This window comes from Algoriphagus sp. Y33 (assembly GCF_014838715.1).
Classification (GTDB): Bacteria; Bacteroidota; Bacteroidia; order Cytophagales; family Cyclobacteriaceae; genus Algoriphagus.
This window is the reverse complement of sequence record NZ_CP061947.1, coordinates 4,619,269-4,645,118: the sequence shown is the minus strand read 5'-3', so window position 1 is coordinate 4,645,118 and position 25,850 is coordinate 4,619,269. Positions and strand designations below refer to the sequence as shown.

General features: G+C 41.4%; 25 protein-coding genes. 15 read left to right on the top strand and 10 right to left on the bottom strand.

What is annotated here, in order from left to right; genetic code table 11:
* Position 1: 1 nt before the first annotated feature.
* The 15 genes from map (at position 2) to ID165_RS18695 (ending at position 10,098) form a co-directional block, all read left to right on the top strand.
* Complete coding sequence (gene map, locus ID165_RS18765; protein WP_192346925.1) at positions 2-775, top strand: type I methionyl aminopeptidase; 774 nt, start codon at positions 2-4, stop codon at positions 773-775.
* Between the two features lies 1 nt (position 776).
* A complete protein-coding gene (gene infA / locus ID165_RS18760) occupies positions 777-995 on the top strand; it encodes a translation initiation factor IF-1 (protein ID WP_057939437.1) in 219 nt (72 codons plus the stop codon).
* A 7-nt stretch (positions 996-1,002) separates the two neighbouring features.
* Positions 1,003-1,119 carry a 50S ribosomal protein L36 gene (gene rpmJ / locus ID165_RS18755; RefSeq protein ID WP_082632371.1) on the top strand — a complete coding sequence of 39 codons (117 nt, stop codon included), beginning with the start codon at positions 1,003-1,005 and terminating at the stop codon, positions 1,117-1,119.
* A gap of 3 nt (positions 1,120-1,122) precedes the next feature.
* Complete coding sequence (gene rpsM / locus ID165_RS18750; protein WP_091692107.1) at positions 1,123-1,500, top strand: 30S ribosomal protein S13; 378 nt, start codon at positions 1,123-1,125, stop codon at positions 1,498-1,500.
* 15 nt (positions 1,501-1,515) lie between these two features.
* Complete coding sequence (rpsK, locus tag ID165_RS18745; protein ID WP_057939435.1) at positions 1,516-1,914, top strand: 30S ribosomal protein S11; 399 nt, start codon at positions 1,516-1,518, stop codon at positions 1,912-1,914.
* Positions 1,915-1,932: 18 nt separating this feature from the next.
* On the top strand, positions 1,933-2,538 hold the full coding sequence (gene rpsD / locus ID165_RS18740; RefSeq protein WP_057939434.1) for a 30S ribosomal protein S4: 606 nt from the start codon (positions 1,933-1,935) through the stop codon (positions 2,536-2,538).
* A gap of 39 nt (positions 2,539-2,577) precedes the next feature.
* Positions 2,578-3,567, top strand: a complete 990-nt coding sequence (locus ID165_RS18735) for a DNA-directed RNA polymerase subunit alpha (protein WP_192346923.1) — start codon at positions 2,578-2,580, stop codon at positions 3,565-3,567.
* Positions 3,568-3,573: 6 nt separating this feature from the next.
* Positions 3,574-4,128, top strand: coding sequence for a 50S ribosomal protein L17 (gene rplQ / locus ID165_RS18730; RefSeq protein WP_192346921.1), 555 nt, complete (start codon positions 3,574-3,576; stop codon positions 4,126-4,128).
* 118 nt (positions 4,129-4,246) lie between these two features.
* Positions 4,247-5,344 (top strand): glutamine-hydrolyzing carbamoyl-phosphate synthase small subunit, encoded by a 1,098-nt coding sequence (gene carA / locus ID165_RS18725; RefSeq protein ID WP_192346919.1) that lies wholly within the window; start codon positions 4,247-4,249, stop codon positions 5,342-5,344.
* A 22-nt stretch (positions 5,345-5,366) separates the two neighbouring features.
* Positions 5,367-6,647 carry a phosphopyruvate hydratase gene (eno, locus tag ID165_RS18720; RefSeq protein ID WP_192346917.1) on the top strand — a complete coding sequence of 427 codons (1,281 nt, stop codon included), beginning with the start codon at positions 5,367-5,369 and terminating at the stop codon, positions 6,645-6,647.
* Between the two features lie 99 nt (positions 6,648-6,746).
* Positions 6,747-7,034, top strand: a complete 288-nt coding sequence (locus tag ID165_RS18715) for a septum formation initiator family protein (protein ID WP_192346915.1) — start codon at positions 6,747-6,749, stop codon at positions 7,032-7,034.
* Positions 7,015-7,566: a hypothetical protein gene (locus tag ID165_RS18710; protein ID WP_192346912.1), complete on the top strand. Its 552-nt coding sequence runs from the start codon at positions 7,015-7,017 to the stop codon at positions 7,564-7,566. The genes ID165_RS18715 and ID165_RS18710 overlap by 20 nt, the downstream gene beginning before the upstream one ends.
* A gap of 20 nt (positions 7,567-7,586) precedes the next feature.
* Entirely contained in the window at positions 7,587-8,432 is an 846-nt protein-coding gene (locus ID165_RS18705; RefSeq protein ID WP_192346910.1) for a serine O-acetyltransferase, read from the top strand.
* Positions 8,419-9,294, top strand: a complete 876-nt coding sequence (cysM, locus tag ID165_RS18700; protein ID WP_192346908.1) for a cysteine synthase CysM — start codon at positions 8,419-8,421, stop codon at positions 9,292-9,294. Before ID165_RS18705 ends, cysM begins: the two co-directional genes overlap by 14 nt.
* Before the next feature lie 267 nt (positions 9,295-9,561).
* Positions 9,562-10,098, top strand: coding sequence for a pyridoxamine 5'-phosphate oxidase family protein (locus ID165_RS18695; protein ID WP_192346906.1), 537 nt, complete (start codon positions 9,562-9,564; stop codon positions 10,096-10,098).
* A gap of 88 nt (positions 10,099-10,186) precedes the next feature.
* Here the strand turns inward: ID165_RS18695 and ID165_RS18690 are convergent, their stop codons facing one another.
* The 10 genes from ID165_RS18690 to ID165_RS18645 all read right to left on the bottom strand — a co-directional run bounded on the left by ID165_RS18690 (position 10,187) and on the right by ID165_RS18645 (position 25,629).
* Positions 10,187-11,293 (bottom strand): acyltransferase family protein, encoded by a 1,107-nt coding sequence (locus ID165_RS18690; RefSeq protein ID WP_192346904.1) that lies wholly within the window; start codon positions 11,291-11,293, stop codon positions 10,187-10,189.
* A gap of 348 nt (positions 11,294-11,641) precedes the next feature.
* Positions 11,642-12,373 (bottom strand): class I SAM-dependent methyltransferase, encoded by a 732-nt coding sequence (locus tag ID165_RS18685; protein ID WP_192346902.1) that lies wholly within the window; start codon positions 12,371-12,373, stop codon positions 11,642-11,644.
* A 33-nt stretch (positions 12,374-12,406) separates the two neighbouring features.
* Positions 12,407-12,898: a VOC family protein gene (locus tag ID165_RS18680; protein ID WP_370539707.1), complete on the bottom strand. Its 492-nt coding sequence runs from the start codon at positions 12,896-12,898 to the stop codon at positions 12,407-12,409.
* Between the two features lie 9 nt (positions 12,899-12,907).
* Positions 12,908-13,363 carry a DinB family protein gene (locus ID165_RS18675; protein WP_192346900.1) on the bottom strand — a complete coding sequence of 152 codons (456 nt, stop codon included), beginning with the start codon at positions 13,361-13,363 and terminating at the stop codon, positions 12,908-12,910.
* A 20-nt stretch (positions 13,364-13,383) separates the two neighbouring features.
* On the bottom strand, positions 13,384-13,686 hold the full coding sequence (locus ID165_RS18670) for a chaperone modulator CbpM (protein ID WP_192346898.1): 303 nt from the start codon (positions 13,684-13,686) through the stop codon (positions 13,384-13,386).
* Between the two features lies 1 nt (position 13,687).
* A complete protein-coding gene (locus ID165_RS18665; protein ID WP_192346896.1) occupies positions 13,688-14,596 on the bottom strand; it encodes a DnaJ C-terminal domain-containing protein in 909 nt (302 codons plus the stop codon).
* A gap of 110 nt (positions 14,597-14,706) precedes the next feature.
* Positions 14,707-16,590 carry a DUF4153 domain-containing protein gene (locus ID165_RS18660; RefSeq protein ID WP_192346894.1) on the bottom strand — a complete coding sequence of 628 codons (1,884 nt, stop codon included), beginning with the start codon at positions 16,588-16,590 and terminating at the stop codon, positions 14,707-14,709.
* A 185-nt stretch (positions 16,591-16,775) separates the two neighbouring features.
* Positions 16,776-19,070 carry a BamA/TamA family outer membrane protein gene (locus ID165_RS18655; RefSeq protein ID WP_192346892.1) on the bottom strand — a complete coding sequence of 765 codons (2,295 nt, stop codon included), beginning with the start codon at positions 19,068-19,070 and terminating at the stop codon, positions 16,776-16,778.
* Complete coding sequence (locus ID165_RS18650; RefSeq protein ID WP_225586829.1) at positions 19,060-23,994, bottom strand: translocation/assembly module TamB domain-containing protein; 4,935 nt, start codon at positions 23,992-23,994, stop codon at positions 19,060-19,062. Before ID165_RS18650 ends, ID165_RS18655 begins: the two co-directional genes overlap by 11 nt.
* A gap of 267 nt (positions 23,995-24,261) precedes the next feature.
* Complete coding sequence (locus tag ID165_RS18645) at positions 24,262-25,629, bottom strand: metallophosphoesterase family protein (RefSeq protein WP_192346890.1); 1,368 nt, start codon at positions 25,627-25,629, stop codon at positions 24,262-24,264.
* Between the last annotated feature and the right edge of the window lie 221 nt (positions 25,630-25,850).

The window sequence follows — 25,850 nt, the reverse complement described above, 5'->3', positions numbered from 1 at the left end:
GATGATCAATTACAAGACTTCTGATGAAGTTAAGTTAATAAAAGAAAGTGCCGATATACTAGCCAAAGCCCATGGGGAAGTGGCGAAACATATCAAGGAAGGGGTAAAGACCTCTTTTCTGGACAAAATAGCTGAGGAGTTTATCAGGGATCATAATGGAGTGCCTTCTTTTAAGGGCTACAATGGATTTCCTTCTTCACTGTGTATTTCTGTAAATGAAGTAGTAGTACATGGTTTTCCCAGTGAATATGAATTGAAAGATGGCGATATAATCTCAGTAGATTGTGGAGTCTTTCACCAAGGTTTTCATAGCGATTCCGCTTATACGTACCCTATTGGTGAGGTCTCTCCTGCTGTTAAAGCATTACTTAAGACCACCAAAGATTCTCTTTACATTGGAATTGAGCAGGCTGTCTTTGGGAAAAGAATAGGTGATATAGGTAATGCCATCCAGAAGTTTGTGGAAGCTAAGGGCTACACCGTAGTTAGAGAGCTTGTCGGACATGGTTTGGGCAAAAAATTGCATGAGTCACCTGAAGTTCCCAATTACGGAAAGAAAGGAAGCGGCCCTTTACTGAAAGATGGAATGGTGATCGCTATCGAGCCCATGATCAATCTTGGAACACGGAATATTGTCCAAGAGCGTGATGGATGGACTATTCGCACAGCGGATAGGAAGCCTTCTGCACATTATGAGCACACAGTAGCGATATTTGAAGACAGAACAGAGGTATTAACCTCTCATAAATACATAGAAGAGAATTTTAAATTCTAATATGGCCAAGCAAACATCAATAGAGCAAGACGGTACCATCAAGGAAGCATTGTCTAATGCGATGTTCAAAGTGGAACTGGAGAATGGACATCAACTGATCGCCCATATATCCGGTAAGATGAGGATGAATTATATAAAGATCCTTCCTGGTGATCGAGTTAAATTGGAACTGTCTCCCTATGATTTAAGTAAAGGCAGAATTGTATATCGATATAAATAAGACTGAGATGAAAGTAAAAACATCCATCAAAAAGAGAAGTGCTGACTGCAAACTTATCCGTAGAAAAGGGGTATTGTATGTCATCAATAAGAAGAATCCTAAGTTTAAACAAAGACAAGGTTAAATTATGGCTAGAATTGCAGGTGTAGACATACCAGACAATAAGCGTGGCGTAATCGGACTTACCTATATCTTCGGAATAGGTAGAAGTGCAGCCAAAGCTATCCTGACCAAGGCCGGTATCTCTTTCGATAAAAAAGCAGGTGAGTGGGATGACGATGAGTCGACTGCTATCCGTAATATTATTGCTGAAGAGTTCAGAACCGAAGGTGTATTAAAGTCAGAGATCCAATTGAACATCAAGCGACTACAAGACATCGGTTGCTATAGAGGTTTGAGACACAGAAAAGGACTTCCGGTTCGTGGTCAACATACCAAGAACAACGCCAGAACAAGGAAGGGTAAGAGAAAAACAGTTGCTAACAAGAAGAAGGCAACTAAATAAAACCTGATTTAGATTATGGCTCAGAAAAGAAACGATAAAGCAAAAGGTAAAAAAAGAGTAGTAAAGGTAGAAGCTGTAGGTCAAGCTCACATCAGAGCATCCTTCAACAACATCATTATCTCTCTTACCAACAATGCAGGTCAAGTAATATCTTGGGCTTCTGCCGGTAAAATGGGTTTCAGAGGTTCTAAGAAAAATACTCCTTACGCAGCACAGATGGCCGCACAGAACTGTGGACAGGTAGCATATGACTTAGGTTTGAGAAAAATCGAAGTGTTTGTAAAAGGTCCGGGATCTGGTCGTGAATCAGCGATCAGAACATTGCAAAATGTAGGATTGGACGTGACTACGATCATCGATGTGACTCCAATGCCACACAATGGCTGTCGTCCTCCTAAGCGTAGAAGAGTTTAATCATAAAATTGTAATACAATGGCTAGATATACAGGTCCTAAATCAAAGATTGCCAGAAAATTTGGCGAAGCTATTGAGGGGCATAGCAAAGCACTTGCAAAGAAAAACTATCCTCCAGGCATGCATGGAAGGGGTAGAAGAAAAAAGCAGTCTGAATACGCAATCCAGCTTGCTGAGAAGCAAAAAGCAAAATACATCTACGGAGTATTGGAGAGACAATTCGCGAAGATGTTTGATATTGCTTCCAGAAAATCTGGAATCACCGGGGAAAACCTTCTTCAGCTTCTAGAAGCAAGATTGGACAACACGGTATATAGATTGGGAATTTCCCCTACCAGAAGAGGTGCTAGACAACTAGTTTCCCACAAGCATGTGCTTGTAAACGGTGAGGTGGTTAATATTCCTTCGTTTACTCTTAAGCCGGGTGATGTAGTTTCTGTGAGAGAAAGATCTAAATCTCTAGAAGCGATCACTAGTAGCTTAGCAGGTAGAGGTGCCAATAAATATTCCTGGTTAGAGTGGGATGGTACTTCATTGACCGGCAAATTCGTCAGTGTTCCGGGCAGAGATGATATTCCTGAGAATATCAAGGAGCAACTCATTGTCGAACTATACTCTAAGTAATATTTTACTATTTTCAGCTTTTAAAAAAGAACGAGATATATGTCCATACTAGCATTTCAAATGCCCGAGAAAGTGGTGATGGAAAAGGCCGATGATTTTCATGGCTTATTCACTTTCAAACCACTCGAAAAAGGCTATGGAGTTACAATCGGTAACGCCCTGAGAAGAATTTTGCTTTCTTCCTTGGAAGGTTATGCCATCACCGCTATCAAGATTCCCGGTGTAGTGCATGAGTTTTCGACCATCGAAGGTGTAGTTGAAGACGTTACAGATATTATTTTGAACCTAAAGCAAGTGAGATTCAAGAAGGTGCACGAAGCATTTGACGGAAAAATCACTGTAGAGATTAAAAATCAATCTGTTTTCACTGCAGGGGACATTGCCAAGTTCACTTCTTCTTTCGAAATCTTGAATCCAGAGTTGATAATCTGTCATATTGACGAGACTAAGAACTTTGAGATCGAATTGACGATGGAAAAGGGAAGAGGGTATCTACCAGCTGAAGAATCCAAACCAAAAGAGCAGATATTCGGTACTATCGCCATTGATGCAGTTTTCACTCCTATTAAAAATGTGAAATACAGCGTTGAGAATACGCGTGTAGAACAGAAGACTGACTTCGAAAAGTTGATCATGGAAGTTTCCACTGACGGCTCTATCCACCCGGAAAAAGCGCTTCAGGAATCTGCCAAAATCCTTATCCAGCACTTTATGTTGTTCTCTGACCAAACTATGGTTTTGGATTCAACAGGAGTAGCGGAGCCGGAACCAATTGACGAAGAGTTCTTGCATATGAGGAAGCTTCTTAAGACTTCATTGGCTGATCTTGACCTTTCGGTTAGAGCGTTCAATTGTCTTAAAGCTGCTGATGTGAAGACTTTGGGTGACCTTGCCAAACTTGAGATTTCTGATATGATGAAATTCCGAAATTTTGGGAAGAAGTCCCTAGCTGAACTTGAGCAACTTATCCAAGAAAAAAGCCTGACCTTCGGGATGGATATTTCTAAGTATAAACTTGATGAAGAATAACTAATAATGAGACACGGTAAGAAATTTAACCACCTTGGAAGGAAGGCCGCTCATAGAAAAGCAATGCTTTCTAATATGGCAACTTCGCTGATTCTTCACAAGCGTATCTCAACCACGCTTGCCAAGGCAAAAGAATTGAAGAAGTATTTGGAGCCACTGGTGACAAGAGCTAAAGAAGATACTACGCATAATAGACGGATGGCTTTCGCTTATTTGAAAAATAAGGAAGCTATCATCGAACTTTTCGGTGAAGTAATCTCTAAGGTAGCTACCCGTCCGGGTGGATATACCAGAATTATTAAAACTGGGTTTAGATTAGGTGATAACGCCGAAATGTGTATCATCGAATTAGTGGATTTCAACGAATTGATGTTGAAAGATGCGAAACCGGCTAAGAAATCTACCAGAAGATCTCGTAGAGGTTCTGGCAAATCGGCTGGTTCTGAGGATACTGCAAAAGCAGAGGCCACACAAGAAGAAGCTCAGGCTAAAACTGCAGAAGAGCCTAAGGCTCCTGAAGCTTCCGCTGACTCAGTTGAAGAAGAAACTGATAACAAATAAGTGATCAGTGACTTTAAGATATTGAAAGGATTGGACATTTGTTCAATCCTTTTTTTATACCCTTTTCATTTATCTTCCTTCCCAATAAATATTTAACTTTGGGCAATTATTTAGCAAAATGATCAAACAAAAAGCAACTTTACTCTTGGCAGATGGGACAGTCTTTCATGGCTCCCTGATTGGTAATCCCGGTACAAATGGTGGTGAGATTTGCTTCAACACCGGTATGACCGGCTATCAGGAAATCTACACGGACCCATCCTATACCGGCCAAATTATTGTAACTACCACTTCACACATCGGTAATTATGGCGTGATTGATGAAGAAGTTGAGTCCGATCATCCTACCATCGGTGGTATTGTAGTCAATACCTTTTCGGATGTCTACTCCCGTCTCGATGCATCGGGTTCTCTTCAAGATTATCTAGTGAAGAATGGAATTACCGGGATAGCAGATATTGATACTAGGAAGCTCGTTAGACATCTACGCTCAAAAGGTGCTATGAACGCGATCATCAGCTCTGAATTTCAAGATGATTTGGAGGGCTTACAAGCCGAGCTGAATAAAGTGCCGGATATGGATGGTTTGGAACTTTCCTCTACAGTTTGCACGCAGGAGCCATATTTTTATGGGGACGAAAACGCTTCTATTAAAGTTGCCTGTGTGGATTTTGGTATCAAAAAGAACATCCTTAGGAACTTGGCAGATCGTGGTGTGTATTGTAAAGTGTTTCCAGCCAAGGCTACATTAGCTGAAATGGAAGAATGGGCTCCCAACGCCTATTTTTTATCCAACGGTCCTGGGGACCCTGCTGTAATGGAATATGCTGTAAAAACTACCAAGGATATTTTAGAAACCGGTAAGCCCGTATTTGGTATTTGTCTTGGGCATCAGATACTAGCCGAGTCCTGCGGTATATCTACTTACAAAATGCATCATGGTCATCGAGGTTTGAATCATCCTATTAAAAATCTCCTGACAGGCAAAAGTGAAATTACCTCCCAGAATCATGGATTCAATATAAATCGTGAGGATACAGAACAAAACGCTGAGGTTGAAATCACCCATGTTCACCTGAATGATGGTACTGTTGCGGGAATCAGACTCAAAAACAAGCCGGCATTTTCAGTTCAATATCATCCGGAATCTTCTCCCGGCCCTCATGATTCCCGATACCTGTTTGACGATTTTATTTCTTTAATCAATAAAAATTAATACCCTTAAACCTTTTAAAACTATGACGTTGATTCAATCAATTCATGCAAGACAAATTCTCGATTCTAGAGGAAACCCAACAATTGAAGTAGATGTTTACACCGAAAATGGAGCTTTTGGACGTGCAGCTGTACCCAGCGGTGCTTCTACAGGCATCAATGAAGCTGTAGAGCTTCGTGACGGAGATAAAGGAGCATACATGGGCAAAGGCGTAATGAAGGCTGTTGCAAATGTAAATGACATCATTGCTTCTGAGCTGGTCGGCTTTGATGTATTTGAGCAAAACTCGATTGATCAGATTATGATTGATCTGGATGGTACACCCAATAAAGGTAAGCTAGGAGCTAATGCTATTCTTGGTGTTTCATTGGCAGTAGCCAAAGCTGCGGCAATGGAGTCAAATCAGCCGCTTTACAGATACATAGGGGGCGTGAATGCCAATACTCTTCCGGTACCAATGATGAATATCATCAACGGTGGTTCTCACTCTGATGCGCCTATCGCATTCCAAGAGTTTATGATCCGCCCTGTGGGTGCTCCTACTTTCTCAGAAGCAATGAGAATGGGAACGGAGATCTTCCATAACCTCAAGAAAATCCTTCATGACAAAGGGCTTAGTACTGCAGTAGGGGATGAAGGTGGATTCGCTCCGAATTTCTCCGGGGGTACAGAAGAAGCTCTTGGAAGTATTTTGGATGCTATCGCAAAAGCCGGCTACAAAGCAGGTGACGATGTAACTATCGCATTGGATTGTGCAGCCTCTGAGTTCTTTGTAGACGGAAAATATGACTATACAAAATTTGAAGGTGCTACAGGAGTAGCTAGAAGCAGAGAAGAGCAAGTAGCTTACTTGGCTGAACTTACTGAGAAATATCCTATCGATTCTATCGAGGATGGATGCGCAGAGGAAGATTGGGAAGGCTGGGCTATGCTTACCGCCAAAATCGGCGATAAGGTACAGTTAGTAGGCGATGATCTTTTTGTAACAAATGTGAAGTTCCTTAAGAGAGGAATTGAAGAAAAGTCTGCAAATTCTATCTTGATCAAAGTAAACCAAATTGGAACGTTGACAGAAACAATCAACGCTGTTAATCTTGCACACAAGGCAGGTTTCACGGCTGTTATGTCACACAGATCCGGCGAAACTGAAGATTCTACTATTGCTGATCTTGCTGTAGCACTGAACTGTGGACAGATTAAAACAGGTTCTGCTTCAAGATCTGACCGTATGGCTAAATACAATCAATTGCTTAGAATTGAAGAACAATTGGGAGACGCGGCTGTATTTAACGGTAAGTTTTAACAATAGGTAATTATAAATTAAAGAAACAGCTCGCCTCGGCGGGCTGTCTTTTTTTTTGCATCATTTTTGTACCTTGAGTTCTACTAATAGTCATGTGATATGAGCAAATATTTTAAGTACACTAAGAGTTTTTATTTTCTGGGGATAGTCTTTTTTCTCGCATGGATGATTTTTATTGATTCTAATAACATAGTTAATCAAGTAAAATTGAGTAGTAAACTTGGGCAGCTCGAAGATCAAAAAGAATTTTATCTTAATCGTAAGGAGAAAATCAAATCCGAACGCGAGGAATTGATGAGTAATCCTGAACTCTTGGAGAAGTTTGCACGTGAAAAGTACTTAATGAAGAAAAATACTGAAGACCTCTATGTCATTGTCAAAAAGTAAAAATCTCCTCTTATTTTTCTTGGCATTTGCCTTGTTTCAAACTTCTTCCTTTGCCCAGCGGGAGATTTACCCCGAAGATTCTATAGCATTCAAGGATCGTTTGTACTATGGAGGCAATTTCGGAATGCAGTTTGGAACGGTCACATTAATAGACTTTTCCCCATTAGTAGGGGTAATGATTACTCCGAAGTTTTCATCGGGAGTAGGGATCACTTATCAATATTTTAATGACAAAAGATTTATAGGTGGACAGACCTCCTCTTACGGGGGGCGTTTGTTCAGTAGATACAACGTGTTTCCCAATATTTTCCTTCATGCTGAATATGAGTCTATCAATTTTGATAATTTTAATAGACGCTCGGAGCAATTTGAGCGCATCTGGTCAAATGCCTTGTTTCTAGGAGGAGGCTATTTCGCTCCCTTTGGATCTAGAGGAGGGGCAAACTTTACCTTTCTTTATAATGTATTGCATGACAATCTTCGTTCGCCCTACGGTGAACCATACGTGATCCGTGTGGGTTTTGTGCTATAAATACATCTAACGCCTTTTTCATGGAGCCTTTTGTTTCGAAACTATACAAAGCACATCAGGATTGCTCAGCATGCCCATCCCCGAAAGCAATTCAGCAGTTTTTTGAAGATGTGCTTGGTTTGCTTTTTCCGGAATATACTGTCGAGAGAATAAACGATAAGTCTCAAATAGAGGCTTCTCTTGCAGATTTAAAGTCCAATCTTTCTTCAATCCTTGAGCGCAATCCACATTTGCATAACGGAGTTGGCTCAAAGATATCAGCTGTCTTTTTCTCAAAGCTTGAACAAGTGTATGATTGGATCCATCAGGATGTCGATGCGATGTTTGCGGGCGATCCGGCAGCCAAATCGAGAACGGAGATTCTTAGAAGTTATCCCGGTTTTTACGCCATAGCGGCATACAGAATTGCACACGCACTGCATGTTCTTGGTGTAAAACTGATTCCCAGGATGATTACGGAATTCGCTCACAGTCGCACGGGGATCGATATCCATCCAGGTGCTACAATAGGCCAGTATTTCTGCATAGATCACGGTACGGGTGTTGTGATAGGGGAAACTACTATAATCGGCAGCCATGTAAAAATCTATCAGGGAGTCACTTTGGGTGCATTGAGTGTGGAAAAGGCTGATGCGGATAATAAGAGACATCCCACAATTGAAGATGAAGTGGTGATCTACTCCGGAGCGACAATTCTCGGAGGAAGCACAGTTATCGGAAAGGGCAGTGTGATCGGAGGAAATGTGTGGCTTACCAAAAGTGTTGCGCCGAAGAGTAAAGTCTATTACCAAACTCAAATGTACCATGCGGATTCAGCTGTGACCGATATGTATATTTTCAAAAACGACCACGATGAAGCTATTTGAACTGATAGGAAATACCCCTTTAGTACAGTTAGAACATATCCCTGTAAATCCAAAGGTCAAGATTTTTTGCAAACTTGAAGGCCAGAATCCCGGTGGAAGTGTGAAGGACAGAGCGGCGTATAATATGCTTAGGAGCGCAATGGATCGGGGGGAAATCAAGGTTGGGGATAAGCTCGTAGAAGCTACCAGCGGTAATACAGGTATTGCGTTGGCCATGGTAGCCAAAGTTTTAGGATTGGAAATGACCTTAATTATGCCTGATAACTCCACTAAGGAACGGGTTGTTTCTATGGAAGCATATGGGGCAAAAGTGATTTTGACTCCGGCGGCTAAGACGATAGAGTATTCAAGAACACTCGCTGAGCAGATGAGCAAAGAGGGATACTTGATGCTTGATCAGTTTGCAAACCCGGATAATTACTTGGCGCATTATAAGACCACGGGGCCTGAAATCTGGGAAGATACTGATGGGGAAATCACTCATTTCGTTTCGGCTATGGGGACTACAGGGACTATTATGGGCGTTTCCAAATATTTGAAAGAACGGAATTCAGCTATTCAGATTGTAGGGACCCAACCTACCGATGGATCAAGTATTCCAGGAATAAGAAGATGGTCTCCGGAATTTCTGCCGAAGATATTTGATTCAAACAGAGTAGATCAAATCATCGATGTAAGCGAGGCTCAGGCAACTGAGATGACGCGAAGAATGGCTAGAGAAGAAGGTATACTCGCCGGAATGAGCAGTGGCGGAGCACTTCATGCAGCCATAGAACTTTCCGGGACTTTAAGTGAGGGCCTAATTGTCTGCATTACATGTGACCGTGGCGATCGATACCTTAGCTCTGATCTTTTTGGTTAGTCCTACTGCTTTAGAACTGGCTTGTTTTTGTGAATGTTTCTAGGGATGTATTTCCCCGATTTAGGGATAAATATTGCGCTTTTTAAGTGGTAGGATTTATGGGCAAAGCGACAAAAATATCTTTACCTTCTTACAGCGCATCCTGAGCACGATTTTTGGGAAGTAATGAGTTTTTTAACTTTTGTTTCAGCTTCGGCAACCTGTTTGCACTACTTGAGATGAACCCGGATTCTGGGTTTTCATCTGAATTTTCAAACCAACTTTATTATGGACTCAATTAATAAAAACCAGGAGGAGCATACAAGAGAGAACCTTGACGGAGCCAAAGCAATACATAAAATCCGAGAATTGATCGATAAATCGGGGTCTTGCTTTTTTGTGACTTCTACAAGTCTGAATAATTCTCATAAATCACGTCCCATGTCTGTTCAAAAAACTGACGAAGCTGGAAACCTCTGGTTTCTTAGCGCAAAGGACAGTATGAAAAACATGGAGATAGCAGCAGATACAGATGTAACGTTGTATTTCCAAGGTTCATCGCACTCTGATTTTTTGGAGCTTAACGGTCATGCACTAATTACCTATGACCAAGCGAAAATTGAAGAACTTTGGGATCCTACAGTGAAAGCATGGTTTACCGAAGGGAAAAATGATCCTAGGATATCAGTAATACAATTCGTCCCTGACAGTGGATATTATTGGGATAATAAGCATGGAAATACGGTAGCGGGGATTAAGATTTTGATCAGTGCTATATCCGGAAAAACAATGGATGATTCCATTGAAGGGACTTTAAATGTGTAGTTGGGGCGCTTTAAAGTTCATAGTGTGATCCGGTCTCCCGGATCACACTTTTTTTTCTATTCTTTTGTATTGATATAGTAATTGATTCTTAAATCCTGAAAAATATTTTCTTCTTATATAGAAAATTGCATAAATACCACATTGTTCCCAAGGTTAGAAACGCAGTAATTACGGCAGTGAAGGGTTCTCCCATGCCAATCGCATCTAATATACCCTCGCTGAAAATCCCGATAAATCCGTATAACCAGCGATGTCCCAGCACCTCTGCAAAAAGGTAAATGAAAATGGAATTCATACCGACAATCACAAATGGAAATACCCATGAATTTTTCTTTTTGACGTCCACTAGCCAGTAGGAAAATGTTAATGCCAGAATTGCCAAGCCGCCTGCAGCAAGTGCAAAAGCTGAGGTACTGATCCGTTTGACGATAGGAGTGATTCCCGATAGCTCAAGTCCATATCCAATTGCCAAGGCAACTACACCTGCCAGTACTAAGACCTTGATCTTTTCTTTTCCAGAGGTTGAGGATAAGAGTATATTCCCACAAATTGCTCCCCATATAGTATGTGCAGCAGTCGGGATACAGTTGATGGCTACCCAGCCACCATCATTAATTTTCCCCATCAGGATCTGATCTATATAATTCCCAAAGTTAGTTCCATGCTCGTAAGGAGCCTCAGGATTATAGAGTCTATATAGGATTTCTGTCAACGCAAGCAAACTTATCGAAATGCCTAATTGCACTTTCCATGAGCTATCCAATAAGAAATAGGTTATCAAAATGGTGAAAGATAATTGAGTCAAGACATTCCAAAGTTCGAAAACCAATTCCCCGGCATACACACAATGAAGACCTGTGCCGAATAGAAATAGCAGCAAGCATCTCTTGAATATATGTTGTGTCACTTTTCCTTTATCACCTTCTTTTGCCATTCGTTTATTCAAGGAAAATGGCATAGCTACACCAACTATAAACATGAAAAAAGGCTGAATCAAGTCCCAGAACCTAAGCCCGTTCCAAGGATGATGGGTGAATTGAATGAAAAAATTATGAAGGAATGTTCCTTCGGGATTGGCTTCAAGTAGTGTATGGTAGACCGAAGCGGCTTCTGCTACCAGCAAAAACATAGTCAAGCCTCGGAATACATCTAGGGAAACTAGCCTGTTTTGGCCAGAAAGTTTCAGCTCACTCATGGGGTTGGGTTTAAGCCCGCATTATGCATTAGCATTTCTACGTCACGGCGTACAAGTTATTGAGACCAATAATTGCTTCAAAATCAGTCACTGCGTTGCAATTTTCGACTTCACCATATCCGCCGCGGCGGACCCAGTCTCCAAACAGCCTGATTTTATTGCAATTAATGGTCTCTTAACGAAACCTAATCCAAAATCCGGGTTAAAGTCAGTACTTTTTCTAAGATAGAAAAAATGAGAATTTAAATTACCCTAAACTTGATCAACGGGTATCAAAAATGAGAGAGTGCACTATGGGACAAAGAACTATGAGATTTCTAAAATTCTGGCCGATTTACCACGCTTACCTCACTCAACCCAGTGACCTGCCTTCTCTTTGGTTCCGCCAAAAGTTCCGAAGCACATGTTTTTGTGCAGGATTTCCACCTTACTGAAGCCTACTTTCTTCATCAGTTCCAGTTGGTAGTTCATGGATCGAGGAGAGTCTTCCTTTGCCACATAGGTTAGCACTTTTTTGCGGTATTCCTTCCCACCGACGCTTTCAAGATAATCCCCATAGCACTCCCAAGTATACTCATTAAGCATGTCTGTATCTTGAGTGATCAAATCAGAAATCATCAGGCATCCTCCTGGTTTGAGAAGCTTAAAGAGCTTTGCAAAGGTACTTTCCCAATCTTCATCATCACGTAAATGATGCAAAACTGCTCCGGCTAGGATGATGTCAAAACTTTCCTCCGGAAGAATAATATCGCGAATATCTCCATTGAAGCCAGATACATTTCCATTGGTTTTTGCGGAGACTCGTTCCATGGCTTTTTCAAGCATTTTACTGCTCAGGTCTACTAAGGCACAGTTTAGCGAAGGCAGTTTAGATAGCATCATCAGCGTATAGTTCCCCGCTCCGCACCCTACGTCTAGGACAGAAATGGCATATGGGACTATTCGCTTTGCTGCTTCAGTGATTAGCTCCAGAGATACTTTGGCATCGATAGTCGCTACCTGTCCTGTATCAAGGTTGGAAAACCGTTCTACATCATTATCGAATCTTTTGCGGATTTCTTCTATAGTAGATTTATTCATTGGGAGGGGATTACTATGTGAACTGCATAAAAACTAGCGATGTTGATCAACCAAGATCAAATTTCCATCCGGGTCTTTTACCAAAAAGCTGGCGGGTCCAGAACTACTTTCATCCGCTTCATTCATGATTTCAATGTTCTTGGACTTGAGATGATTTTGGATTACCCTCACATCCCGGAATTCTTTGATTTCCTGTGCATTTTCATCCCAGCCCGGATTAAATGTTAGCATATTGCCTTCAAACATACCCTCAAATAGACCGATTAATGCATTACCGTTTTTCATAATTAGATAATTAGCCTTCATGTCTCCGGCGAAATCAGAAAAGCCAAGAGTTTCATAGAATTCTTGAGATGCAGCTAGATCTTTTACACTGAGGCTAATTGAGAATGCTCCCAAACTGGTCTCTGTGCCCGTTGGTTTTTCCTGTGTTCGTATCGGTCTTTTTTCAACTAAGGAATTGAAAAAGAATCCTAGACCAAAAGACGCAGAGATTGCAGATAAGAAAAGAATTGACCGGTTCATGGCTATGATTCAGATTAGTTTTAAGAGACTTACCATTGTGCCCAAGTGTAATGCTTCATGGTAATTATTGAATGAAATCGCATCAGCGGCACTAGCTAGATGAAATCCTTTGGAAGTTGTGTATTCGTTATAGTTTTGAAATTTTCCGGATTCGAAATCTCTGATAGTTTGATCGATAGGAGAAATCAACAGGTCTTTGAATAACTTCACTGTTTCCATGGGTTCGACAAGTTTGGGTTTGGTTCCTGGCTTGTATTTTTGATATAGCCCATCACTAATATTCATAGGGAGACCTGATAAGCCATACACCAGTCGCTGCTGAACGGCGATCACATGGCCTATATTCCAGATCAAGTTATTATTGAACCCTTCTGGTATTTTATTGAGCTGCTCTAGAGAATTGTGCTGAAGGAATTTGTGATAAATGGAGCGGTTGTTTTTCCAGATGTGGAAGTTAGTGTTCATGGTTGATTTTGGGAGTTAGTTTATTCGTTATCTGATTCGTAACGGTCGAGTCGGTTTTTGGCAGCTGCGAGTTGGCTTTTCAACTCATCTACTTTATTCAGCAAGTTTAATATCACATCAATCCCTTCAGGGTTGACTTCGAGATCCTGATGAATTCGGATCATTTTTTCCAAATCTGCCACTTTCTCCTCGGGTATGAATCGGGTCTGTTCCACGGTATGAATTTCGATCAAGCCCATGCTATACAGGGAATCCACAAATGACACTTCAATTTCATAATGAGTACAGAGCGTCTCTATAAGTATTAAGTTTTGCTGCGCCATTTTATCGTAGTTTTTGGAGTTCTTCAAATAGCTTTTTCTCTTCTGCAGTCAGCTTTGTCGGGTTTTTGATGGAGTAGGTGAGGATCAAATCACCAAATTCACCTTCTTTTTTATAGACAGGAAATCCTTTTCCTTTCAGTCGAACCTTGGTCCCAGTTTGAGTTTCAGGGGGGATTTTCAGTTTCACTTTTCCATCAAAAGTATCTGCCACGATCTCTCCGCCAAGCATAGCCGTATAAAGATCTACTTCTACCGTAGCATACAAATTATCTCCCTCGCGGGCAAATTTTGTGTCGTTTTTGATCATAAACTTAATGTACAAATCCCCGTTCGGGCCACCGTTGATCCCAGGAGCTCCTTTACCTTTGATCTTGATAGTCTGCCCATCAGCAATACCTGCTGCGATTGTCAGACGGATATTTTCCCCATTGACTGTAAGAACCTGTTTACGGGTTTGGTATGCATCATGAATCGTGAGCTGCAGTTCGGCATGGAAGTCTTGGCCTTTGAACTTGGCGCTTCGGCCTCCTTGTCTAAAACCTCCTGAAGCTCCCCCAAACATCGATTCGAAGAATTCCGAATAATCCGCTTCGCTAAAACTTCCTCCGTCAAATCCGGATCCCTGAGAGCCTTGACTGCGTTGTCGTCTTCCACTTGTTGCTCCTGCCTGTTCAAATTGATCTGCCTGCTTCCAGTCCTGTCCATACTTATCGTATTTTTTGCGCTTTTCCGGATCACTGAGGACTTCATTCGCTTCGTTTACTTCTTTGAATTTCAACTCAGCTTCCTTATCATCTGGGTTAACGTCGGGATGGTATTTTCGTGCTTGCTTTCGATAGGCCTTTTTGATGTCCGCCGCCGTTGCGTTTTTGGCAATGCCCAAGACGCTGTAGTAATCTATAAATGCCATAGTTCAGATCGGAATTTATTTTGGTTTGGAAGAAATAGAATAAGAAATTCTCACAGGAACTTCCAATTATCAATATACTGAGAATGAAATTGGGAAGGAAAATCACATGGTTATTCCTTCTCAATTTCTCTGATTAACAAGAAGCCATCCAGATTTTGGAGTGTTAATTTCCCTTCTGCGTTAGCTACCGTTATTGAACTGATTTGTATTTTGATTTCAAGGCTTTCCTTCTTTCGGGAAATGATTAATTCCTCAGAAGGGACATTCTGATATCCATTGGTATATGAGTTTAGTAGGCCTTTTAAATAAGTTGAAATATCAATACTCATCGAGCCATCAGCCCATTTTAGAATGAGATTTGTTTTGTTGTCTTTGTCAACTTCCAAATGATATTTTCGATCGGAAAAGGCTTTTTGGTGTGTACTCCATTGGCCTACGGAAATGTGGCGCATGTAGTCGAATCCGGATATTGTTAATTGAAAATCACTTTCTCCCATCAGCGTCAGCTCTTTGTACTTGTCTGAAGAATTTAACCTCTCATAATATGGGACATAAGTCAAGTTCATCGACTCCACGAGAAGTTTGCTGGGATTAGTAAAGGAAATAGCTAGGCTGTCCTCAGTTTTTTTTATCAATGTTTCTATATCCTGCTCAAACCAGGGGTAAACTTTTTCCAGCCCATGATAATCTTCTAGGTATTCAAGTATTGAATTTACCTCGTAGAGTTCCCCGATGGGTAGTGATTTTGTCCGCAATTCTCCAATAGGTTTGAGACTTCCTCTTTCTCCTATTATCCATTTGACCTCATTTTGGATTTTGTCATTAGTCAAGATGTTGTTTTCCGTCAAAATTCGGATAAGGCGTTTTCTTTGCATCAATTCACTCAAACCAAACATTCCCCATGGACCAAAAGAAGAGAGTATCATAAAAATAGCCAGAGAAAAAGGAATGATTTTAATGTTCTTTTTACCTAAAGAATAATAGATAGAAATAAAACCTAGCCAAATTCCCATCAAAGTGATAATGTATCGGTTCACGGTCAAGCCGTAGTCCTGTAGTCGGATCCCAATTGCAAAGAAAAGCAGAACAATAAGAGGGATGAGAAAGATATAGTACCCTTTATGAAATCTCTTGATCCAATCACTTTCTTTCCATTGCTGATAAGGATATAGAAGCAGATTGGTAAAAATTCCCAGTACGGAAATAGCTATAATCATATAACTCACGATACCTTTCGGCCAGTCTCCTGAAATGATGATTTTGGCTCCGTAGAAATATAGAATGCAGAGGTAAATCAGAAGCAATGGTATCAGGATGAATTGAGTGAAGACCTTTAATCCTTTTGGGTACTCGTCAAGTGTAAGTGTATTTTCAAATGTTTCTGGAATACCTGCCAAAAAGAACCATGTATTGAAAATCCCGAAAGTAATGGCAAAAATTTGAGCGTATGTCTCACCTTGAATGTTTACTTCGAAAAGTGTGTTTATAGCTAATAGAGCGAGACTTACTCCAGTGAAAATCACCCCTGAATAATAAATCCCTTGAACTAGCCTGATGAATAGATTCTTGTTGTAGTTCCAGAAACCCTCCTGGTTTTCACTTCCAAAGTAGGGGAGAAAGGCAACCATTAAGTGAATCGCCAGATTGAAAATGGAGTAGCGAATGTAGGGAACCTTAGTGTTGGTAAATGTTTCCTCAGAAGGAAAACTGAAATAAATTAACCCTAAAAAAAGTAATCCAATTATCCATGCAAATTGTCTTTGCAAAGCCTTAAATTCTTTTCTTTCTGAAAGGATATCGATGCAAAAATAAAGTGGAATGCCAAGTGTAAAAGTCAAAAGGAGGTTTAACATCCTCAAATCTTCTACCCGCTCCATTTCGATAATCCAACATCCTAAGCCCGTAGCTAGAAAGCCGAAAAGTAAACTCAAAGGGAAGCGGAATGCAGCATTTGTTCCATCTTGCTGTAGCTTGGTGATAGAAGGGAATTTCATATGATTATAATTTTCTTTTCAGTGGTCATATGGAATCTCGCATACATTATAATCGTTCCCGTGTGTGTCACCTTTGACATGCTCGATTTCATTAGAATCAGTTAGGATGGAAAAAGTAATCCTAAGATAGCCTACAATTATTGGATTTGAAATTCAGGCACTATGAACCCTGAGCAGGAAGTTGCTTAGAAAGGGTAGCCTATGGCGAAATTGAAAATCAGATTTTCCCTTCTCCATGTTTTACTTCCTATGTCAAAGGTGTTTCCCCATCGTTCGCCTTCCTCCAAGTAAGGGACACGTACCGGCGTAGCCAAATCAAAACGTATTACAAAAAACTGAATATCTACCCTCAGGCCTACGCCCGTGCCTACTGCTAACTGCTTCCACCAAGAAGATGTGAATTTTCCTCCGGGGAGAGCCTCGTTTTCATTCATCAGCCAGATGTTTCCTGCATCCATAAACAGAGCACCTTTCAGCAAGGAAACGATAGGGAATCTATATTCAATATTTCCCTCGATCCGAATGTCACCGGATTGGTCAAAGAAAGAGTTTACATCAAAATTTTCCGGGCGATAGGTACCGGGTCCAATAGAGCGGATACGAAATGCTCTGATGCTGTTTGGCCCTCCTGAAAAGTACTGCTTGATGTAGGGCAAAGACTGAGAATTGCCGAAAGGAAAACCAACTCCGGCGAAAAGCCTTGTTGCAATGGTTTGTTTTTTGTCGATGTTCAGATGGTACCTTAGATCAAGATCTGCTTTTCCATATTGTGCATATTCCAAGCCAACAAATTTGCCGTCATCGCGTCCCAAGATATCATCTATCAGATGAAGCGTGTTTCCCGCAAAATCCAACCCTAAGCCTAAGAAATATCCGTGAGTCCGAAATCTATCATTCAGTTTGTTATAATTGAACGTGTAATTAATCCCTGCAATGAAGTTTTGTTCAAAACTACGTTTTAAGAAAGGATTGTTATCCAGAATTTGGTCAAACTCAGCTGAGGTTTGGGATAGATTTACCACGCTTAGACTGATAGGGTTGATCTCATGATAGGCAAATTGGTTGGCATTCCAGAAGTACCCATATCGGGTAGAAAACGAGTTGAGATTATAAAGTCCACCGCGGCTTAGGTATTCAGCACTGATACTCATTTTTGTTTTGGGAACAGAATAACTGAATTTCTCTTTGATCGGAACAAAGAAGATGACACGTGGGAAAATCAAATCTGCACTTAGTCCTAGTTCCAGCGATTGAAGTCCTTTTCTGTTTTCGCCGCCGGCAACTTGAAATTCATAGCCTATTCTGCCTGTGAGATTCAGTGTCTCCCCTCCTTTGAATAGGTTTCGATTTCTATAAACTAGATTCAATGCCGGGCCTGCAAAGTTGTTTGACTTGGAAACTGCGAGTAATTCTGCTCTCAATGAGCGTTTGGTCATTGGGGATAAGTAAAAATTGGCCTTAAGATGTCCCAGCGAATCCGACCTTTCCAATTCCTCATAGCGCAGATTGACAAACTTGTAGTTGCCAATAGAGCTAAGCCGGTTGCTGGAGAGTCGGGAGAGTCTTGGATTGTAGCGCTGATCTTTTTGGATAAGTATGTAATCGTTTAATAGTCGTGGCTTGAAGACATCATTTCCTTGAATAAAATTTTTACCGTCTAGATTTACCGTGTCAATTTTCCCTCCATTCTCATTGATAGAATAATTGGGGAAGACGTTGATAGAGTCAATCGTGTATGGAATGATGCCATTTTTGGGAACATTTGATTTCAGTCGAAGATACAGCTTGAAGAGTCGGGCACTATCAGAAATATTAGTGTCGGCTTCGAATATGAGGTAATCACTGTTGAAATTGTAGTAGCCTTTTTCTTTTAGCGCAGAATCAATTCTAGTCCTTTCATATTTCAGTGTGTTGAGGTCAAATCGACTTCCTGAATCAAGTGAGGTTTCTTTCATCAAAGAGATGATTTCTTTGTCTATTTCCAAGCTGTCCCGTAATACTTCTACTTCCGTCAATTGGTAAGGAGCTGAAATCGTTGCTGTATAATCTACTTTGGCAAATTTATCTTGTCGGGTGACTTCTGCATTGGTGGTACTATAGAAAAACCCTCGGTTTTCCAGTCTGTTTAGTATGAGCTCTTCAGTACGGGTCGGGACGACCTGACTGAAATAGACAGGTTTTTCTCCTATTTTTTTATTCAAAAAGCGATTGATAAAACCGGGTTTTTCCTGAGTGCCTTTGTAATGTGCCCAAAGCCCCACATACATTCCAAATATCTTGGTATTTGGCTTAGGCCTGAGTAATTCTGCCAGTTCCTCTTCTATCGCATCCAGTCCTTTAATATCAGCTTCAGTTTGTATTGCCAGCTCTGCTCCTTTGAAGAGGTATTCATCTTCTGGAATATACTTCTTCACATTGCAACTAAGTACCACCGCAAGTAGAAATAAATAAATAGCCGATATGAATCCTCTAATCTTCATTTTCCTCCGATTCTTTAGCCTTCTTGTTTTTTTTCCGATTCTTTTTCTCCAAAGTATCGATTGGGTTCGTTTGATTTTGACCCTCCCGTGCAATAGGAGCTCTCCAAAACTCAGAGAATTCATTGAACTCCCGATTAAAAATCAAACCACCGCCTGTGACTACTAGCTGTCCGTCGACAATACTTTCAAATTGGTTCTTTCGGAATGCCCGTACCCTCCAGCGTCCATCTTCAGTCAGCAAGTACTCAAAACTGATGTTGGCCAGAATAGAATTAGCCTGCTCTGAGCTTTGTGAGCTGCCTTCCAGATCTACCTGACTGCCGACCTGAACGACCAGGCGGTCATCAAAAAGTGTCTGTTGGGCATTGATATTCAGATCGGTTCTGTTCTGCGCACCACCGGACTGATAATCTTGGTAGCTGTCCACATCAAATCCAACTTGGAAGCCGCTATCTCCAAAAAGTTTGCTTGAAAGTGCATTCATTTGGTCGGAAAGTACTTGGCTCACGGAGTTTCTCGCAATGGCTTCTGCGCCTCCATTGGATCCATCACTGCCTGAAGACGGGAAAAATCTATTAAGAACAAGGAGTGAAAACACCTGCTTATTCAATTCATCTTCCTGCTCATTGATTTGCAACACTCGTGAATATACATTCCCTCCAATAGCTCCTCGTTGATTCTCCGGCATGTCAAGGTTGAATGAGATTTCAGGCCTGAGCAATTGACCTTTTACATTTAAATAAACCAAAAAAGGAAGGCGCTGCTTATACTGGGTTTGCGTTTCATTATTACTGCCGGTGAGCTGCGCTGACATCAGTTCTGAAGCTCCTGTTTCTACCTCGTAAATAGCCTGAATATCCAAGTTGGCATCCATGGGGTCTCCGTTCCAGGTTATTCTGCTTCCAGGATTGATGTCGAATTTCCTGCTGACAAGATTATATAGAGACATTTCATAATGCCCGCCTGAGATTTCATAGCTCCCACTGAGTGTGATCCTTCCATTTGGATTGATATCCATCTGGAGATCCGCATCCCCCGAAATCTGGAGGTTGTCACCCGTAGAAGGGTCTATCACAATGGTGAAAAGTGCTTTGGGGTCAACATTGAGCAAGGCTCTAATGTCAAATCCTGCAAAAGCATTGGTTGATTCCTCGGTCTGTCTTGTCAGTATATCCTCAGGATTTTCTTTATTGACATATATAACGATTCCCTGACGCTCTACAAACTCAAGTTCCGATTCGGGGACAATTACTGTCAAATTGGTATTGTCTTTTACTCCTAATCTGGCCTTTACCACGGGTAGTACAAGATCTCCCCGAATAGTGATATCTGCGTCCAAAGTTGCTTTGCCATACACTAGCTCATTTTCTTTATCAGTGGAGTTTACCGCCATAAAGTTGTCAGCAGTAAGTTTCAAGTCAAATGTTGGGTTGAGATAGCTTTCTGTTCCCACAGTTCCGTCAATAGCAAAGGTGTTGTTCTCGGTATCTCTGATAGTGAACTGATCAAAATAAACTCCTTCGTTGTCTACTTTAAGTGTTTCATTGGAGAGTATGTATTTTGTACTGAGTTGGGCAGGAACGAAAGAGGATTCCTGAAATTGAATCTCGCCTTCATACCTGGGTTCGTTGGTGTTGCCATTCAAGGTAATGATACCGGTGAGGTGTCCTGTGGCATCCAGGATTTGGTTCTGAGAGAGCGCAGCGATTTTTTCCATTTCGATCTTGTTCAGGTCAAGTTTTATGTCAAAATCCCCTCCGGCTTCATTAGCTACAAAATCTCCATTTAGGTCTAGGTCAAAGCCCCCGTCTTTTAGTCCGAGTTGTAGTACATAATTACCTATGCTTTTAGCCGTCGCTTCCAGATATAGGTTGCCCAGTGGTACATTTACTATTTTCAGGCTGTCTACTTTTAATTCGCCCATTAGGCCAGTGGCACCAAAGGGATTCTCCACCACTAATCTTCCGTCCATTTTTCCTCCCGCTATGATTTCTTCCGGATTCAATAGGCTGGTAATAGTGGATAGTCTGAAATCCTTGAATAACATAGCGACATTTTCATCAGTAAATCCCTCTACATTGTTTACAAAAGATATTTCCTGATTACCCTTGCTGAAATTGAAGTCTTTAAACTCCAGGCTTTCTCCGGAATATTTGACCAAATTCTTCTCTGGGACACTCCATTGCTCTCCCTTCAGTAGCAGATCTATGGATGATACGTGATAGCTGATCGTGTCGCCGTTCAATCCAATATCTGAAGATACGTGATACGTTCTTTCATCTTCTTCATAGGAATGAAAATCAAAAAACAGCCTAGAATCGGCGAGTTGACCTGTCAAGAAAGTTTTGCCGATGTTTAAGGGACCGGAAGTCAATTCCTGAAATCCTGCATACATCCTGAGTACGTCTTGATTGGAGCGAATGCGTAATCCCAAGCTATCCACCTCTGTTCCGGAATAATTGATGTATGGGAAGTCAATGTCAGCGGTGAGGGAATCTATGTCCTGATAGTAATGGGCTTGAATCCTTGCCGAATCAAATTGTTCCAGGCCTTGCAAGATCACCTCACTCAGCAAAGGGTCATCGGCAATTTTTAAATCCATATTCATCACGATATGTCCGTCATTTGGCAAATATGCGGAATCCGCCTTGTCGAGATAGTGGCGAAAATGAGCTAAAATAGCAGTGGAAAGATCGGTGGGGTTAGTGTTGGTGCGAACAAAACCATTTAATAAATTACTGGCGATGTCTACGCTCGTAGAATCCTCGCGTACATTTGCATCCAATGTCAATTCACCTACGGCGTAATTTTTCTCGTCGTAGAGTAAAACTGCGTCTTTCACGAACGCATTAAGGTCAAACTCCTCCATGTTTCCACTAAAATCTGCTTCTAATTTTAACTTTGCCCTAGAGCTTTTAGATGCCAGACCAAGCTTATAGAAATCAGCACCTTTCAGGTCAAGGGCGAGGTCTACTGTGGAGTGGGTTGAGTCCAAATCCATTTCGGACAGAAGGTCAAAGTCCAAGAATTCTGAGTTCAAACCAGCATGTAGATCACCGGCCCCTTCGACTAATTTGCCATCCAGCTTTAACCCTGAATAATCAGAGCCGTAAAGACGAAGCCGCTCAAATGTGGAGGTCAATTCTGCATTAAGGTCATTTAGGCTGGATCCGGAGCCCTTCGCTATGATCTGAAATGTCAACGTATCCAAATCCTGTTGTTTCATCAGATTTCCCAACTGCAACTGATTCACTTTCAGATTCGCATCAAAAGCCAGCTGTCCGTTGTTTTGATAAGCAGCGTCAAGGAGAATATTTCCCATGTCGGTATCCAAATCCAGACTTGCCAAGAGGTCATCGAGCATTCCATTAGCATTTGCTTTCAAGTCTATTTGCTTAGGTAATTGGATACCGTAATCTTCCTCTTTGACAAACTTTAGCAGTGTTTCCCGATTGGCCAGTAGGGTTATTTCCGGGAAATCAAATGTAAGATTCTCCAAGTCCATAGGGTTCTGTACCTTCCCTTTTGCGCTAAAGTCGCTTTCTCCCCAGTGAAGATTCAAACTGGGGATATCGATTGATTTGAGATCTCCGTGTGCAATTAAGTCAAGTAAAACAGGGGCTTGAGCCAGCTCATGGATAAGTGTGTCCTGAGCAAGTGTCGGGTCAAAGAAATAGCTGTCCCGGATATCCAGCTTGGATTCTTTTATTTGGAGGTCAAACTTGAGGCTTTCATAATCTTCGATGAGTGCTTGGACTGAAGGATACTCAACCGATACTCCTGCATCGAGTGTGCTGCGATTCGTAGCTAGCACAAGGTTTTTCAGTTGAGCTGAACTGTTTCCGGCCTCCAGGTCAAAATGAAATTCTTTCAGTTCAAATCCACTTCCTTCTCTGAAATGAAACTCCTGCAAATTTGCTCCTGCTTGTTCATTTTCTAGATATATATCTTCTGCGCGAAAAGTCAAGCTTGAAATGGTAATTGCCTCAGGATTGAAGAGTCCTTTTTTGATAGGGACATCTGCGGATTTATATTCGATATCCGTGGAGTCAATGGATATGTTGTCTACCTCTACTACCCATTCCGGCCATGTAAATGGAGCAGGATTGCTTGTTGTATCAGCATCGGTCGGCTTTACATCAGAAAAATCATGATATAGAATTGTAGACTTTTCCAAGGTTAGGGCTTCGAGATGTATGGTTTGGGTTTGTAGATTTGCTTCTGGCAATTCTACAAGGAAATATCCGATTTGAAGCTGAGCTTTCTGATTATCTGGTGTATTGTTGTAATCGGCGGAAACATTGGAAAGTGTGAGCTCATCTACATTGAGGATTGGCATAGGCGTTTCCTCGGTAGAATCTTCCGATAGAGGGAAAGACTTCGTCTGCCGATACTGGATATGGGTGTTTTGAAGTGCTATTTTCTTAATGTCAAACTCGTATTTATCCAAGTCCAATCCAGGTATGGTCACTTCTAATTCTCCAAGAATAATGGAAGCATCGATTCCCATTATTTCATCCACATAGGTGAGGTCAAAATTGCGAAGAGAAATTGGGGAAAGTTTGATTTTTGGTGGGGATGAAGATGTGGTGTCCGCATCTACAGGTTGGGTAGAGTCCTCAGATTGGGAAGCAAATGCCTCAATCAAAAAATTGAAGTTAAATTTCCCGGTGTCGGCGCTTCTGCTCACCCTGGCTACTAATCCATCCCATTCTAGTTTGGTTACACTTATGTCTCCAGTAGTAAGAAGTGGGCCAAAAGCGACTCCTGCTTCGATGTTTTTGGAGTAAAGCAAGGTGTCTCCCTGCATGTCTTCCATGTATAAATCTTCCAGGTAAATATTGCCGGAAAAAGTAACAAATAGCCGTTTTATGGACAGTTGAGTGCCTGTTTTTCCCGAAACGTACGAGGTAGCTTTATCCACAATTATCCCCTGACCCCAAGGGCTTCGGATAAAAAGGATCAAGGTACCAACAACCACCAGAATTACGGCGAGTATGATACCCAGAACCTTTAAAAATTTTGCAAAAAAGCGTTTAATAGATTCGAGCGTTTAAATAATGTTGGTAAATGACAAGTAGGCAAGCTAATCAAGCGACAATTAATAAGCCAGCTTGAATGAGTTGTGCGATTACTTTTTAAACCTCAGAAACGCTCCGTTGTTAGATTTATTGACTTGAGTTTTTTGTGATCAATTGCCCTTTTTATAGGTTCGCATATACTCGGCCATTTCCTCAGGAGTCATTTTTTTGTCAGATCCTGGAGTCAGCTCAACGGCTTCTTGTATGGCTTTGTCAGCTTTATCAATAAATTGTTTCGGCTTTCCTTCGGCTTTGATGATGTCAAAAGCATCGTATAATTGTCCGGTAGCGGTGTATGCTCCGTAGCTCAGACGATCGTCTTCGATACTTATAAGCTGATAAAGCTGGGTATTGGAAGCTGCGCGGTCCATCCACTTGTCGAAAGTGAGGTTATACATTTTGGGACCACTGACGGACACCACATATACCGGCCCTTGGGCAGATGGATCCTGATTTGCTACGCCCGAAGGCAGATTTCTTCCACGTCCATAGGAATGGTCATGACCCTGTAGGACCAAGTCAACTTTGTATTTATCAAATATAGGTTTGAACACCTCTCGAAACTCCTTGTTGTCACGTCCGGTTCCAGAGGAATAAATAGGGTGATGAAAAGTGATAATTGTCCACTTTTTTGTGTTTTGAGACAGCACGTTTTCCAACCAGATTCTTTGGGTTTCCATGGATTTTTCGTCTAAAACAATCTCCTGGGAATTCAGCGAAATCATTTTCAAATCTGAGTAATCTGTATAGTACACTGTTTCTTCAAATCCCTTTGGTCCGTTCTCAGGAAATGTAAATTGCTTTTTCCAGTGATGATCAAGAATTAAGGTGCCATCTTCATCCCTGTTATATTCATGATTACCCGGAGTGGCTATACTCGGAATCATGGCATTGATAAAGGAGCCTGCATAATTCCACTCGCCCCATTCCGAATCTGAGTGGGTTCTATTTATCAGGTCACCGGCATGGAGCATAAAGGCAGCTTTAGGCAGGTTGGAATAGGCCTGTCGGATAATCCTTGACCACTGGGATTTCAGGTTGTTTTGGGCATCTCCGAAGTAAATAAAGGAAAATGGCGAGCCTTTTTCAGGGGCGGTGGTGAATTGAATCCATTCTGTCCAGGTGTCCTCCTCTCCCACACGATAGGCATAAGTAGTTGCCGGCTTAAGATCCCGAAAAGTAACTGAGTGGTAATTTGCCTGTATGCTATCCACCTCCAAAAACTCTGTAAACGCATCCAAAGTTTCAACATGCTCAAGATAGATTGGGGAATTTGGAGCCAAAATTAACTGAGCTTTTGATTCAGTCACTGAAGCGGAAGTTCTCCAGGTGACGGACTGCGTGTTCATAGGGTTCTCCGACCAGGTGAGAACAATGCGGTCAGGAAATTCAGAAGGCAGAAATTGCTGCGCAATAAGATTGGTGGAAAAAGCCAGATAAAATAGCGCTACAAAAATGAATTTAAAGGAGGGGGGCATCAAATTGAGGTTTAGTGAAAATGAATTGGCAAAGAAGCCGCTTTAGGCGCAGTTATCTTCAAAAGTCGTGTTAAGGAATTTTTAAATCAGCATTTGGAAGTGGCATAAGCTCCGCATAAAACCTTAGGCTCAAAAATGATTTTGCCACTTCCACCTTCCAATACGTGAAGCTATGGGAAATAAAAATGCACATTATTAAAAACCGAGAAGGATTTTCATGA